At 41.4% G+C, this 15,113-nt stretch carries 14 protein-coding genes, 2 rRNA genes and 1 riboswitch (1 of these 17 running past the window's edge); of the genes, 1 reads left to right on the top strand and 15 read right to left on the bottom strand.

Annotation, left to right across the window (positions count from 1 at the left end):
- Window positions 1-260 precede the first annotated feature (260 nt).
- A riboswitch (cyclic di-AMP (ydaO/yuaA leader) is annotated at window positions 261-477 on the bottom strand.
- A 189-nt stretch (window positions 478-666) separates the two neighbouring features.
- Together QPK24_RS00150 and QPK24_RS00145 are read right to left on the bottom strand one after the other, a co-directional pair.
- A complete protein-coding gene (locus QPK24_RS00150; protein WP_285745273.1) occupies window positions 667-1,431 on the bottom strand; it encodes a TatD family hydrolase in 765 nt (254 codons plus the stop codon).
- 60 nt (window positions 1,432-1,491) lie between these two features.
- On the bottom strand, window positions 1,492-2,772 hold the full coding sequence (locus QPK24_RS00145; RefSeq protein ID WP_285745271.1) for an HD domain-containing protein: 1,281 nt from the start codon (window positions 2,770-2,772) through the stop codon (window positions 1,492-1,494).
- A 349-nt stretch (window positions 2,773-3,121) separates the two neighbouring features.
- Between QPK24_RS00145 and QPK24_RS00140 the strand changes: the two genes are divergently transcribed.
- Complete coding sequence (locus QPK24_RS00140) at window positions 3,122-3,376, top strand: AbrB/MazE/SpoVT family DNA-binding domain-containing protein (protein WP_047914173.1); 255 nt, start codon at window positions 3,122-3,124, stop codon at window positions 3,374-3,376.
- Between the two features lie 199 nt (window positions 3,377-3,575).
- Here QPK24_RS00140 and rsmI read toward each other — a convergent pair whose 3' ends face one another.
- From rsmI to QPK24_RS00075, 13 genes are all read right to left on the bottom strand, one after another.
- On the bottom strand, window positions 3,576-4,463 hold the full coding sequence (gene rsmI / locus QPK24_RS00135) for a 16S rRNA (cytidine(1402)-2'-O)-methyltransferase (RefSeq protein ID WP_285745269.1): 888 nt from the start codon (window positions 4,461-4,463) through the stop codon (window positions 3,576-3,578).
- Window positions 4,460-5,230, bottom strand: a complete 771-nt coding sequence (locus tag QPK24_RS00130) for a tRNA1(Val) (adenine(37)-N6)-methyltransferase (protein ID WP_285745267.1) — start codon at window positions 5,228-5,230, stop codon at window positions 4,460-4,462. The genes rsmI and QPK24_RS00130 overlap by 4 nt, the downstream gene beginning before the upstream one ends.
- A 77-nt stretch (window positions 5,231-5,307) precedes the next feature.
- Window positions 5,308-5,676, bottom strand: coding sequence for a DNA replication initiation control protein YabA (yabA, locus tag QPK24_RS00125; RefSeq protein ID WP_160036691.1), 369 nt, complete (start codon window positions 5,674-5,676; stop codon window positions 5,308-5,310).
- Window positions 5,677-5,705: 29 nt separating this feature from the next.
- Window positions 5,706-6,506, bottom strand: a complete 801-nt coding sequence (locus QPK24_RS00120; RefSeq protein ID WP_160036692.1) for a PSP1 domain-containing protein — start codon at window positions 6,504-6,506, stop codon at window positions 5,706-5,708.
- A 143-nt stretch (window positions 6,507-6,649) separates the two neighbouring features.
- Window positions 6,650-7,624 carry a DNA polymerase III subunit delta' gene (holB, locus tag QPK24_RS00115; RefSeq protein WP_160036693.1) on the bottom strand — a complete coding sequence of 325 codons (975 nt, stop codon included), beginning with the start codon at window positions 7,622-7,624 and terminating at the stop codon, window positions 6,650-6,652.
- A gap of 228 nt (window positions 7,625-7,852) precedes the next feature.
- Window positions 7,853-8,296: a YaaR family protein gene (locus tag QPK24_RS00110; RefSeq protein ID WP_285745263.1), complete on the bottom strand. Its 444-nt coding sequence runs from the start codon at window positions 8,294-8,296 to the stop codon at window positions 7,853-7,855.
- A gap of 51 nt (window positions 8,297-8,347) precedes the next feature.
- Window positions 8,348-8,677 (bottom strand): cyclic-di-AMP receptor, encoded by a 330-nt coding sequence (locus QPK24_RS00105; RefSeq protein WP_160036695.1) that lies wholly within the window; start codon window positions 8,675-8,677, stop codon window positions 8,348-8,350.
- Between the two features lie 146 nt (window positions 8,678-8,823).
- Entirely contained in the window at window positions 8,824-9,459 is a 636-nt protein-coding gene (tmk, locus tag QPK24_RS00100; RefSeq protein ID WP_407082943.1) for a dTMP kinase, read from the bottom strand.
- A 151-nt stretch (window positions 9,460-9,610) separates the two neighbouring features.
- On the bottom strand, window positions 9,611-11,125 hold the full coding sequence (locus QPK24_RS00095; RefSeq protein ID WP_285745261.1) for an aminotransferase class I/II-fold pyridoxal phosphate-dependent enzyme: 1,515 nt from the start codon (window positions 11,123-11,125) through the stop codon (window positions 9,611-9,613).
- Window positions 11,126-11,349: 224 nt separating this feature from the next.
- Window positions 11,350-11,547 (bottom strand): sigma factor G inhibitor Gin, encoded by a 198-nt coding sequence (locus QPK24_RS00090; protein WP_160036698.1) that lies wholly within the window; start codon window positions 11,545-11,547, stop codon window positions 11,350-11,352.
- Window positions 11,548-12,516: 969 nt separating this feature from the next.
- Window positions 12,517-12,897, bottom strand: coding sequence for a hypothetical protein (locus QPK24_RS00085; RefSeq protein WP_285745258.1), 381 nt, complete (start codon window positions 12,895-12,897; stop codon window positions 12,517-12,519).
- Between the two features lie 223 nt (window positions 12,898-13,120).
- Window positions 13,121-13,237, bottom strand: a 5S ribosomal RNA gene (gene rrf / locus QPK24_RS00080).
- An 80-nt stretch (window positions 13,238-13,317) separates the two neighbouring features.
- Window positions 13,318-15,113 (bottom strand): 23S ribosomal RNA (locus QPK24_RS00075) (it continues 1,135 nt past the right edge of the window).

Genomic DNA, 15,113 nt, shown 5'->3' with positions numbered 1-15,113 from the left:
TCCTTCGTAGTCCCGCCGTCAAGAGTAATGCATGATTGTATTTTGACGCGACTATAACATTTGTATACAGAATCAGATTGCTTCTGTTTCTGCACCATGTGCCACTCTTCGCGGCATGATGTTTCCTCCTGTTAACCAACAGTATGACGAGGTTGTAACTTTTATTCTCCTAAAACAAAAAGCCAGTAGAGAGTTTATGAGGAGCTCTCTCATGGCTTCCGGATAGGATCATAAAAATAACCGGAAACATCATACGCGAGTTTACCTCTTTATACGCTTACGGAGTTAGCTGTCGGATTGGGACGCAAGAGTCGCCCTGGATCAGGTCATTAGCTCATGGCTAGTGCCTTTTCCTTCACCCCAAGACTCAAATTGAAATCAAATAGGATGGTCTAAATTAGAAAGCTAAACGCTTGTAAGACCACCTTATTGGTTCCCCCGTTCTTCTATTTTCGAAGAATTCAGCGAGAATAACACACGCAGTGAATATTTCAACATTTCACTGAAACGATGATATCCTGTTTGTATGCATGTTGTAAAGCGGTATTCAAGTACGTTTTTCTAAATAAATGGTTAAAACTTTGTAATAAACAGGTAAAAATCCTTCCAAAAAGGTGAATCGCTCTTATTTACTCACTATTTCATCTGTTTTTCTCCAAATATGAATTATATTCCAAATAGTTCCAGTGCATTTCGGGTCGTAATCTCCCCGATTTCCTCAACAGATACCCCTTTTAGAGCTGCTGCTGCTTCTGCCACAAGTGCAACATGTCCTGTTTCATTTCGCTTTCCGCGATAGGGATGCGGAGTCAGGTAGGGAGAGTCTGTCTCAATCAATAATCGATCCATCGGAACTTTGGCAAGTACCTCTTTTGGCTGTTTGGCATTCTTGAACGTGATAGGTCCCCCAAATGAAAGATGGAAACCCATATCAAGACACATTTGTGCCGTTTCCCAGCTTCCTGAAAAAGAATGCATAATACCGCCGACCTCATGGGCTTTTTCTTCTCGCAAAATTTTTACGATATCCTCATGAGCATCTCGATTATGAATAATAATCGGCATCTTAATTTCTCTAGCAAGTCCAATTTGACGACGTAAAACTGTATGTTGAACTTCTTTTGGAGATGTGTCCCAGTGATAGTCTAGTCCAATCTCCCCGATTGCTACCACTTTCTCATGCTCACACAAAGAAGCGATCCACTCTAGGTCTCCATCCTTCATTGTAATGGCATCAACCGGATGCCAGCCAACAGCTCCATAGATGAAATCGTACTTTTCGACAAGTTCCATGGTTGTTGGTATCGTTTCGCGGTTAAAACCGATATTCACCATCCGAGTTACTCCTGCATCGAGAGCACGCTGGATCACTTCTTCTCGATCATTGTCAAACTCCGCTGCATCTAAATGTGTATGTGTGTCAAATAACATCGTTTTGTGCTCCTCTCTTGCTCATAATAAAAAGTATCTATTCTAAAAATACATTCATGTTTAGGAAAATATTTTTGCGATCTGAGGTGGAAGTTGATCAAGAACTTTCCTCACTTTTTCTTCTGGAAAATATAAATGATACTTGCCGCGCTGAATGCCGCTGATGGAACGAACAATTTCCGATACTTCTGAGATATCGCGCAGCCGTTCCTGTTTGTCTATGATAATAATTTGCTTTTGGCTATCCTCATCATCCGGACGAAACACATCATACGGCAGATCAGATGGAAAATCAATTTCCAGGTCATATCCTGGATTAAGGCCCGCGTCTTTAAAAGCCTGTGTGATTTCCGTAATTTCGTCAGCTGACATAAGATCCACTTCTACATATTTATACAGTTTCCGATCTAAAAATCGCGTACATAAATCTCGTAGTAATTCATCCTTCTCTTCAGTCCACTGGTTAAATGCAGTTTGTATAATAGACTCATCAATACGAAGATATTCTTGTACCGTAATATTCCCTTTAATGAGGGAAAGGAGTGAGGGTAACATAAAACCGAATGAATATTCGCTTTGAACCAGTTCTTTTGCTCTTCTAAAAATTTGACGAAGAATAATTTCTGAACTGCGGGTTACAGGATGAAAATAAACTTGCCAATACATTTGATAACGCGCCATAAGATAATCTTCTACCGCATGCATTCCTGAATCCTTTACGACAACCCTGCCATGGTATGGGCGCAGCATTCTTAAGATTCGATCAAGGTCAATCGTGCCGTAGTTTACCCCCGTGTAATAAGCATCTCGTAATAAATAATCCATACGATCTGCATCAAGTGGACTCGAGACAAGGTTTACTACAATGGGTTTATCGTAGGTCTTTTCAATGACAGAAGCTATCTTCTCTGGAAAATCAGGTGCAACCGTTCTTAGAATCGCCCCAATCTCCGTATCTCCCATAATAATTTTACATGTCCACTCTTCATGGTTCATATCAAATGCTTCTTCTATTGAATGTGAAAAAGGTCCATGACCCACATCATGCAGCAGAGCCGCACAAAGTGCGACAAGTTTCTCTTCTGTCGGCCAATCTGTATAACCACTTCGCTCAAATTGAGAAATGATTTTTCTCGTAATTTCATAAACACCTAGCGAGTGGGAGAAACGGCTATGTTCAGCTCCATGAAAAGTCAGATAGGAAGTCCCCAGCTGTCTAATTCGACGAAGTCGTTGAAATTCAGGGGTGTTGATTAGCTGCCAGATAATCGGATCTTTAACATGCACATAATTATGAACTGGATCTTTAAAAACCTTTTCTTCAGTTAGTTTTAGTTGCATATGTCTCAATCCTCCTCAAGATAATGAATTAAAATTCAATTGCGCGCAATCCTTACAATAATTTCGACTTATAGTCAACTATTTATTATTTTTTTCGACATTTTACGACAATTTGTGTCGAATTAGGCTGTAGTTTTGATTTCCAAATCGACAAGCGTTATAATAATAAAAGCGACAGTGAAAATCATAGATAAACCAGTCCTTTTCATAGATGTTCATTAAATATTAATCTAATAAGTCATTTTTAATGTTGACTGATTTGGGAATGGTTGGTATGATGATTAGCATAAAAGATAAAATAATGTCGAATAATGCAATTATAAGTGATGGCGAGAGGAGCAACAAATTAATGATGAAATCTACAGGTATTGTAAGAAAAGTTGATGAACTAGGACGGGTGGTTATTCCTATCGAGCTGCGTCGTACACTAGGCATCGGAGAAAAAGACGCTCTGGAAATCTATGTTGACGGAGAGCGCATCATGCTTAAGAAATATGAGCCTGCTTGTATCTTCTGTGGTAATGCTGAGAACGTAACTTACTTCAAAGGAAAAATTGTTTGTCACGAATGTATTTCTGAAATCCCAGCACCTGTGACAAATTAAAGAATATTGGTTATAAAAGATGCTATAGAAAAGCTATCATTTTAAATTAAATTATAGATATCTCTATTTTATATATAGTGCTTTTCTTTTTTTGATTTTAGTCTTAACTACGGTTATCTCTAACCTTTTTATAATTCTTAATGCCTTCCTCGGTCACTATGTAACCGGTGAAGGCATTTTTTGATATCTGAAAGCTCATTTATTCTTCTTTTAATAAAGCATTGTAGATATCTCTTTTTGATAATCCACGATCAGACGCTGTCTTTTTCATGGCATCCTTCCGGGATAATCCTTCGTTCTCATAATGCTCTACATGCTGATCTAACTTTAGGTTTTGCCACCATTCATTTTGCAGCGTATGTTCTTCCTCAGCACTCATCCCTTCCACAATGACACAGTACTCTCCTATCGGTGGATTTTCCTCAAGCCATTCTATACATTCCTGAATGCTTCCCCTTACATATTCCTCATGTCGCTTAGTCAATTCTCTAGCAAGAACGACGTTTCGATTGCCATAACTCTCAAGTAATATGGTTAATGTTTTCAGTACGCGGTGCGGAGATTCATAGAAGATTAATGTCCCTTGGGAGTAGCCTACTGTTTCTAGAACCTTTTGCATATCTTTTTTGTCACGCGGTAAGAAGCCAATGAACGTAAACCTTTCTGTAGGTAAACCTGATGCAATAAGAGCGGATAAAGCTGCATTAGCACCTGGTACAGTAACAACGGGAATACCTGCTTCAATCGCCAGCGCAACGAGATCAGAACCAGGGTCCGAAATAGCCGGCATTCCGGCATCACTAACAAGCGCCAAATTTTTTCCTTCTATTATATAACGTATCAGCTCCGGACCACTTGCAGCCTTATTATGTTCATGATAACTAAATAAAAGCTCTGGACTAATCTCAAAATGACTAAGTAATTTCCTTGTCATCCTTGTGTCCTCTGCTGCTATAATGTCGCACTCTTTCAATGTTTGAACCGCACGATAAGTCATATCATTTAAATTACCTATCGGTGTAGCAACTAAATAGAGTGTGCCTGTCTGTATCTGACTATCAAAGCTTTTTTGTACCTGAAATCTCATTTATTCTCCTCCTCTAGATTGTGCTCACCATAATAGATGTTCATAATCTCCTCACAGTATTGTCCCTCTTCGTTATAGACAATTAGAGGCGGGAGCATTCTTACATCCGGTTTTCCATCACGTAAAGCTTCGATTAGCACCATATTCGCCTCTTTATCCATCCTAGGGTGAACCATACGAATACGTTTGGGCTCCAAACGGTATTTCCGCATAAGTGTAATAATTTCACCGATACGCTGTGGTTTATGAACCATAGAAACTTTGCCGCCTGTGCGCACAAGGTGCATGCAAGCTTTTATGATATCTTCGAGTGTTCCATTTAGTTCATGCCTCGCTGTAGCTTGGTGTATACTCAGCTTAATGTCACTTCCATTGAGCGGCATATAAGGTGGATTCACTGTGATTGCATCATACTTTCCATATCCAATCTGATCCGCAAAATTCCGCACATCCCCCTCGTAAATTTGGATCTGCTCATCCAGCTGATTTAATTGCACACTTCGCCTTGCCATCTCTGCTAATCTGGGCTGAATTTCTACGGCATCAATTGAAGCCTTTGTTCGAGTGGTTAACAGAATGGGAATCACACCGTTACCCGTACATATATCTAGAATTTTTCCTCTCTTCGGAATCCCTGCAAACCTTGCTAAGAGGACGGCATCCATAGAAAAACTAAAAACCTCATCGCTCTGAATGATCTGTAGATCATGCGTAAGTAGATCATCTAATCGTTCAGAGGGATGTAGAACAACTTCGTTTCTTTTCATTATTATCTCTTCCCTGCCTTACTCTTAATATCGTTCCTGATCCCTAAAAAAAAACCGTAGGGAACCCCTACGGCTCATTACTTATTCAAAAATGATAGACAGAACAGACAATCGCCTTCCGTTCGTAAATGACCATAATAGACATTACAAATATGAAAACCTTCATAATACAGTCGAGCCAAGTTGTCATGACCTTCACCAACGACATCTTCTTCTGGCTCAAGGACATGAGTCTGAGGTAGTGGAGTCTTGGGTGTAGGAGCTGCCTTTTCGGCAGAAGCCCCACGTTTTAACACCTTACGAAGTTGCTCGTTCTCTAGTGTGATACGCTGATTCTCTTCGAGCAATTCCTTAACGATCATTTTCAGCTCTCCCAGATCACTGCTCATTTGTCCCATTTGTGTTTCCATTTCAAGAATGTGCGCAAAAACTGTTTTCTTCTCCAAAATCCCACCCCGAAAGCAAACATAATGGTTTACTTGATGACAACGTCATCCATTGAAAGTTCTTTCACTTTATTTATCTCAAACAACTGAACATGAATGGTTCGATTACCTGCATGTATTCCAACAACCTTACCTTCACCAAGTGAGGTAACCACAAGTTTTCCTACGGCTGGCATCTCCTCTTTAACACTCTCATAGTTATCATGCTCAAATTTTAAACAACACATAAGTCTTCCACAAAGTCCTGAAATTTTGGTTGGATTGAGCGAGAGGCTCTGATCCTTCGCCATTTTGATCGATACGGGTTCAAAATCCCCCAGCCAAGAGGAACAACATAGTACTCGTCCACAAGGACCTATTCCTCCAAGCATTTTCGCCTCATCACGCACACCAATCTGGCGCAGTTCAATGCGAGTACGGAAAATACTTGCCAAATCTTTTACCAGTTCTCTAAAATCCACACGGCCTTCTGCCGTAAAGTAAAATATGATTTTATTGCGATCAAAGGTAAATTCCACATCAACCAGCTTCATTTTGAGGCCATGGTCTCTGATTTTATTTAAACAGGTTCCAAACGCGTCCTTTGCTGCGAGCTTATTCTCTTCCACTACTTTGGCATCCGCTTCACCTGCGATACGAATGACCTTTTTGAGAGGCAATACGACGTCAGATTCCCCGACTTCCTTCTTACCTATAACTACTTTGCCGTACTCAATCCCGCGAGCGGTCTCTACAATAACGCTAGAATCCTTTTCAATAGGAAGATCGAGGGGATCAAAGTAATAAATTTTGCCCGCTTTTTTGAAACGGACACCGACTACACTGTACAAAAAATTAACCCCCTTGTATACAATAAAACCTCTATTGAAGCCTTTAAAAAAAGACCGCAATCAAAGCGTAATATGTTAAGACATTGCTAGGGTAAAGAATAAAAAAACAATATATTTATTGCTGACTAGACCCTCTTAAAGAGTTACGATGCAAGTCCAATCAAAAATTGCTCCACACATAGTTGCCCATTCATATTCGAACGCAATTTTTTCCTACATTCTGCAGCCAGATCCATATAAGATACCCACTGCTCTGTCGAACGACTTCTTGCTATCGTAGAAATGGAACTAAGTTGATCTATAAAAATAACGTTCTCTTGCTTGCCGTAAGTTACATAAAGCATGTCCTTGAACCACAAATGGAACATATCAAACATCAGTTCAAGATGTTCGGAAAGTCCTGTCTTAAAAAGTTTCTGTTGTGCAGAAACTAGCGACATACTGCCTCTCGTCAGTGACTCTCCTCCTAATTGTAACATTACATTTCTAATTTCTGCAAACCAATTCTGGTCAAGCAGACTCTTGCATGATTCCAACCCAGAGGTTAAAAATGCGGCAGTTCTCACAAGTGCAGGTGAATATCCTTCTTTCACAAAGACCTCTTCAATTCGCTCCGGACTAAGCGCTTTAAAGGGGACCTCCTGAGTCCTGGATAGAATCGTTGGAAGCATAGCCCCTTTGTTACTTGTTATTAAGATCCCTACAGCGGGTACCTGTGGTTCTTCAAGAAACTTTAGCAAGCTGTTCGCAGCCTGTGTCGTCATCTTATCTGCCTGATCTATAATGTAAATTTTACGATTGTTGTTCTCGGACCGGTAATTGAAAATTTTCTGCAGCTCACGAATCTGATCAATCTTAAGGCTGGCCCCTTCAGGCTCTATATAGTGTAGATCCGGATGGTTCCCGTGTTCCACCTTACGACATTCCAGACACTCCCCGCACGCATCATCCTCCTGACGAGTACAATAGATCGCTTGGGCTAATGCAGTAGCCATTTGTCGCTGCCCGCTGCCCGAAGGACCACTGAATAAGTAGGCATGACTAGTTGATTGCTGCCGAAGTCCGCTTTGCAGCATTTGTTTTGCTGTTTCCTGGCCCATAATATCACGAAAAGACATGAGATGATCCTCCCCATGCTGTATTGCCGCATGAATTATGTTTGTATGACAATCCTATATAACTGAATTCTTCCTAAAAAGAATTACAAATCATCATCTTTATCTATTATATCATGTTCGCTGGTAATATAAATTTTAGGATGATAATAAAATTAATTACCATTTTATAAGAAGCGTTGTATATAAAAAAAGACAAGTTAGAGTTCACTTGTCTTTCTCCACATTTATCTAAAAGCTGAGATTAATAAGCATTCCGCGAATCTCGCCTATTTTTTGAAGGAGTTCCATCTTTCCTTGTTCTGTTTGAAGCATCTCTTCAGCCATTTTGAGCAAAACCTCATCTACCTCATCTAAAAGCAGATAACGTTTCCCGCGTCCTCTACGATCCCAACCTCTAGATTCCTTCGTGCTTACGCCTTGTCTTACCGTATCCTCTAAAAATCGCTTAACGAGTTGCTTATACGCTTTTAACTCACGAATCGTCATGGAACGTGCAAGCCGGTCCCCCTGAAGTTGAATTTCGTTCAATCGGCGAGTTAGCTCTTCATTCGATGCTCTCTCTCCCTGTTGCTGCATCATGCTGGTAAATTCCTTATTCTGTACAGGTCTTGCACCTGAATCAGAGGGACTTATTCCATTCTGCAGCGGCCGAAATCCTGGGTTGATTTTCACACGTATCCCTGCTTTCTTCTTAAAACAAACTTAGGGTGTTTATTCCTTCTATTAGAAATGTTCAAAACGATCGACTGGTAATACGAATACGGTTGCTCCGCCCACTTGTACTTCCACCGGCAGAGGCAAATATGAATCCGTTGTTCCACTCATCGGTGTCACAGGGGTTACAAGTTGTTCTCTTACTTTACAGCTGCTGCGAATTACATTCATCACGGCTTCTACCTGACCATCGTCTACCCCGATCATAAATGTGGTATTTCCCGCTTTTAGAAAACCACCTGTACTCGCAAGTTTCGTTGCACGAAAGTTTGCTTTCACGAGTCCGCTGGAAAGACGGTTACTATCTTTATCTTGAATAATGGCTACGATAAGTTTCATCGAAAAACGCCTCCTAAGTAGAAATTCATAATACCCATAATGTAATTCATCTGTTCAGATCAAATCTATTCTCCACGACTTGAACAGCCTTCCTTACTGCCAGAGTCCAAACTTGCTCTGTTTAAGTCTTTATTAGACATATACCCCTAAATATCCTTTAATACGCAATCAATGTTTGCAATTAAACTACAAAATACTTCATCAGGTGACAACGAAGCATCTATCATTTTTATTCTCCCCGGCTCATTTTCTACCAATTTGAGATAACCTTCTCTCACCTTATCGTGAAATAAACGATTTTCCAAATCTAAACGATTCACTTCTCTATTTTGATTGGCTGCTATTCTTGCAAGTCCAATCTCTGGGTCAACATCAAAGTAAATCGTAACATCCGGCGTAATATCTTCCGTCGCAAAAAGATTAATTGAACGGATTTCCTCTACACCAATTCCTCTTGCGTACCCTTGATATGCCAGGCTGCTATCGACAAACCGATCACATAAAACAATAAGCCCTTTCTCAAGTGCGGGAATTACCTTTTCGACAAGATGTTGTCTACGTGCTGCTGCATACAGAAGTGCTTCGGTTCTCGCATCCATCGCTGTATGTTCCGGATCTAGAATAATAGACCTGATTTTTTCGGCTATTTCAATACCTCCGGGCTCCCGAGTTACTAGATAAGCAATGTTTCGTTCTTCTAAATAATTTGATAAACGTGAAATCATGGTAGTTTTACCTGATCCTTCGCCACCCTCAAGCGTGATAAATATTCCTTTAGACAATGTTTCTCTCCCCTAGGCTTTATTTTTTAGCAATGAGTACGTTAATTTATTAGTTTATAGATGGTTGAGAACCATTCATAACAATACGTTTGATTAAATCGACACATTCATTTCTACTAACGTGAACTCGCTCTTGAATACGGATAGTAGATTACTTTTCTACCATAACCCATATCGTTTCCAAACTCGAATCTGCAGTACCTTGAATTTTTGCTCCTGAATCCCGTAGTTTTATCAGATGATTTCTCATGTTCTCACTAATTATTTCTCCTGGATACAATATAGGTATACCCGGAGGATAGGGAATAACCATCTCTGCACTAATTCGGTTAGATGCTTTTGTAATACTAACTTTTTCTTTTTGCTCTTTCTTTATTTTACCTAAATGAAAAGGAACAGGACAAGAATAGACAGAAGAATGCAAAATGTTCCACGTGGAAACATGATGTGTAGCTGTGCTCTCTAAATTATGATGTTGTTTTATTTCTTTAGGGCCCTCTTCTAATGATATATGCACTAAGGCCTTTAAAAGGTGCCTAGCATCCTCCTCTGAGGAGCCTAGACTAAAAAGAAGGACAACGTAAGTGTCGTCACTCATTTCAGGGACACAGCCCTGCTCTTCGAGCTTACCCTGCAATTCATATCCTGATAACAGCTTCTTTTTATCATATATGACGAGTTTAAAAGGATCCTGAACCGTATAAGCCTCCGATTCTCTCAAAGTATCCAATAAACCAAAACGGGGTAAGTCTTCGATTCCCTTTCCTACCATGTGTACAGCTGCAAGGCCAGTAGAGAAGACCTTCTCACCATGCTTATGCAGATGTAAGCGCGCAAGATCAAGAGAGGCCATAATGGGATAGGACGGACTCGAACTCTGAATCATAGACAAACGCTGCTTTAGCAGCTCACGATCCAGCAGGTTCCCCTGTACATGAAGCATAGCACCCATTGTCATGGCTGACAGCATCTTATGAGTGGATTGCACCACTCCATCGGCTCCTGCGGTTAAGGCAGACACAGGCAGCGCAGGATGCTGTCCATAATGCGCACCGTGTGCTTCATCTACAAGAAGCGGTACACCTGCCTTATGGCAAGTTGCTGCAATACCAGATAGATCAAATCCCATCCCATAATAATTAGGCATGGTAATAAAAACACCTTTAGCATTCGGATAAGCCTGCAGTGCTTCCTCAATCGTTGATTTTGCTGGTGCTGTAGCAAGGCCGCTTGATGGGTCTACCTGTGGAGCTAGAAAAACTGCATGTGCACCAGCAAGCATAAGACCATGGATTACTGATTTATGAACATTACGCTGTACTAGTATAAGATCCCCTGGTTCAGTGCATACCGTAAGAAGCAGCGCAATATTACCTGAGGTGCTTCCTCCTACCAGAAAGAAGCTTTCCTCTGCACCAAAACAGTCGGCTGCTAACTGCTGTGCCTCCATGATTACCGATTCTGGATGATGCAGATCATCAAGGCCTGTAATCTCTGTAGCGTCTATTTTCATTACTTCTTGAAGCAATGTATCCTGTGCAACAGATGAATAGACCTGTCCATTTTTATGACCAGGTACATGGTATGTATGTTTCTTTGAATTTTTATATTGAACCAAAGCTTCGTACAAGGGAGCTTTATCTTTGTTTAATTGGTGATTGTCCATTTCTTTATTCCTTCCGATCTTTTCATAGATACAACTATATTGTATTGTATTCCAATTAAAATAACATCGAGGATAGATGAAAAAATTAATAAATGAAATAGAAATATATAATACCTAGCTAGAAATATATAATACAGAGCCAGAAATATATAGTGCAGAGCCAGAAATATAAAAAAGGCCTTTCCAGGCCTTTTCTAAAAGTTGAAAGAGAAGAGCATTATATATTATGCATTATTTTGTTGTAACCAAATTTGCTTGAGTTGATGAATAAAAAAAGGATATTTTGCATCTTGAGCGTCTGTGTGCACGATTTCGGTCTCGCAATCTGTACAAATAAATTCAGAAACAATAAAAATACCTTCTTCTTTAGACTGCTCACAGACAATACATTTGTGTTTAGGCTGAACTTGCTGTGCCTCCATAACTATCCCACCTTTATTTCTTTTCCTATTAGTATGGTACAGTTTCTACTATTTTAAACCTTTTCATAGTCAAACACCATTTCTTTATCATAGGTTATGCTATTCATCCTATATCGAATGGGTGTCTGTACCTATTTCTTTACAACATTTAAATTTATCCATATCATTATCCGATATACAATATATGAAAGAGGTTTCAAAAGTGGCTTAGACAATAAATGTAGTCAATCAGTTCATAGGTAAGGGAGGATTTATTAGAATGCCCGAAGTCATCGGAGAAGAAGCTACATACTATCATTATCGTCTTCTACGCAAAAACTACATATCGCGCCCAGTCATTTGGAGTTATGTAAGCTTGGCCATCATTATGCTATTCATTAGTCTTCTCTTCTTCACATGGTTCGGAGTACTTTGCTATGTATTATCATTCATTACAATCGTTTGGACTCATTTCGTTATTTCCCGCTCCGCCCTTCTCCTCAGTAAAAGATACTTACAGAAGTGGAGGTTCACCTGGCAACTGCCCTGGGTGGGAATGATTCCAGAACAGTATGTCAATTATCGTTTTTTTTCAAAAATACACCTGCATATCACTTGGATCAGCCTGATCCTCATCTTCATCTTTATCATAGCTGCCCCAATTGCTTTCTCCATTAACTTATTATTCTGGCACTTTTGGTTGCTACTCCCTAGGCTCTACTGCATAACCTGGTTAATCCGTGAAAGAAAAGACGGTCTTATAAAAGTAACAAATCAGGATATCTCATACTACATACAGTAGGGGCTTCGTGGTAACTTACCACACCCCTAGTAAAAATATATTATAGCTAATAAGATACATTTAACACCTAATAGTATAGTTGCATAATGAATTTAATAAATTTAATAAATTTAATGAATTTGATCAGCTTATTGAACTTATTAAAGCTAATGAATAAATAAAAAAAGACCTTTCCTAATCGAAAGGTCTTAATTATTGGTATCTACGATTTTGGGTTTAATTAGTGAAGCATCTTGTGTAGGCACAAGAACGGTTAAATAACCATTATGCAAAGATAAATGTACTCTAGTTGTGTCTTTCACAAAAATACGCGGTGCTGGATCAGATGTATCAGATTGTTCACTAGCTACGTCCTCAGTCCAACCCCACTCTATAATTTCATTTATATATTCATCCGGTAATTGATCGTTCTTATTCACGCCTGGTAGCGAATATTGTATGTAATCCATTTCCGGATTAGTCGTTGCACGATCCATTCGATTAGCTTCTTCTGGGACAGGAAAACCTTTAACATTAGCTGCTTCTTCATATGACTCCCAAGAAGTTTTCTGGCTGCATCCCATTGTCATCAACAAACTCAGGCACAGCAGACAATAGAGACATAGTTTTTTGTATCGCAGCCTATATTCTCCCTTTGTTGCAAAAATGATACCACCCCTTTTATTTTATAACCCGTAGTTATTATAACTTTTTAAAAGGGTAAATCCGTAACAAAAATGTTACTACCTTCTTTCAATACAGTCTTTTTAAAAAAAATAAAAACCACCATCGATTGATCGACAGTGGTTCTTTGCTTGGCGACGTCCTACTCTCCCAGGACCCTGCGGTCCAAGTACCATCGGCGCTGGAGGGCTTAACGGTCGTGTTCGGGATGGGTACGTGTGGAACCCCTCCGCTATCGCCACCAAACGTGCATTTTTACAAATGCGGTATTCAAGGATTTGCTCCCTGAAAACTAGATACGAAACAATCTTTGCAATTTTATGTTGTAGGATAAGCCCTCGACCGATTAGTACTGGTCAGCTCCATGCATTGCTGCACTTCCACCCCCAGCCTATCTACCTCGTCGTCTTCAAGGGGTCTTACTCATTGGGAAATCTCATCTTGAGGTGGGCTTCGCGCTTAGATGCTTTCAGCGCTTATCCCTTCCATACATAGCTACCCAGCGATGCTCCTGGCGGAACAACTGGTACACCAGCGGTATGTCCATCCCGGTCCTCTCGTACTAAGGACAGCTCCTCTCAAATTTCCTACGCCCACGACAGATAGGGACCGAACTGTCTCACGACGTTCTGAACCCAGCTCGCGTACCGCTTTAATGGGCGAACAGCCCAACCCTTGGGACCTACTTCAGCCCCAGGATGCGATGAGCCGACATCGAGGTGCCAAACCTCCCCGTCGATGTGGACTCTTGGGGGAGATAAGCCTGTTATCCCCAGGGTAGCTTTTATCCGTTGAGCGATGGCCCTTCCATGCGGTACCACCGGATCACTAAGCCCGACTTTCGTCCCTGCTCGACTTGTAGGTCTCGCAGTCAAGCTCCCTTGTGCCTTTACACTCTGCGAATGATTTCCAACCATTCTGAGGGAACCTTTGGGCGCCTCCGTTACTCTTTAGGAGGCGACCGCCCCAGTCAAACTGCCCACCTGACACTGTCCTCGCACCGGATCACGGTACCAAGTTAGAACCTAGATACGATCAGGGTGGTATCCCAACGTTGCCTCCACACAAGCTGGCGCTCATGCTTCCTAGGCTCCCACCTATCCTGTACAGATCGTACCCAAATCCAATATCAAGCTGCAGTAAAGCTCCATGGGGTCTTTCCGTCTTGTCGCGGGTAACCTGCATCTTCACAGGTATTAAAATTTCACCGGATCTCTCGTTGAGACAGCGCCCAAGTCGTTACGCCATTCGTGCGGGTCAGAATTTACCTGACAAGGAATTTCGCTACCTTAGGACCGTTATAGTTACGGCCGCCGTTTACTGGGGCTTCGGTTCATAGCTTCGGGACTGATCCCTAACCACTCCCCTTAACCTTCCAGCACCGGGCAGGCGTCAGCCCGTATACTTCGCCTTGCGGCTTCGCACAGACCTGTGTTTTTGCTAAACAGTCGCTTGGGCCTTTTCACTGCGGCCCCCTCGTGCTATTCACACTACCGGGGCACCCCTTCTCCCGAAGTTACGGGGTCATTTTGCCGAGTTCCTTAACGAGAGTTCTTCCGCGCGCCTTAGAATTCTCTTCTCACCTACCTGTGTCGGTTTACGGTACGGGCACCTTCATCTGGCTAGAGGCTTTTCTTGGCAGTCTGAGATCATGACCTTCGCTACTGTAATTTTCACTCCCCATCACAGCCCAGCCTTATGATGTGCGGATTTGCCTACACATCAGCCTCACTGCTTGGACAGACATCCATCAGTCTGCGTCACTACCCTACTGCGTCCCCCCATCGCTCGTAACGATTTACGGTGGTACAGGAATTTCGACCTGTTGTCCTTCGACTACGCCTTTCGGCCTCGCCTTAGGTCCCGACTTACCCTGAGCGGACGAGCCTTCCTCAGGAACCCTTAGGTTTTCGGCGGATCAGATTCTCACTGATCTTTTCGTTACTCATACCGGCATTCTCACTTGTATACAGTCCAGCAGTCCTTCCGGTCTACCTTCAACCCGGTATACAACGCTCCCCTACCCCTGATGCAAAGCATCAAGCCATAGCTTCGGTGGTGTGTTTAGCCCCGTTACATTTTCGGCGCAGAGTCACTCGACCAGTGAGCTATTACGCACTCT

It is taken from the genome of Paenibacillus polygoni (assembly GCF_030263935.1).
Taxonomy (GTDB): Bacteria; Bacillota; Bacilli; order Paenibacillales; family Paenibacillaceae; genus Paenibacillus; species Paenibacillus polygoni.
The sequence above is the reverse complement of the archived record's forward strand: the minus strand, read 5'-3'. Positions and strand labels throughout refer to the sequence as shown.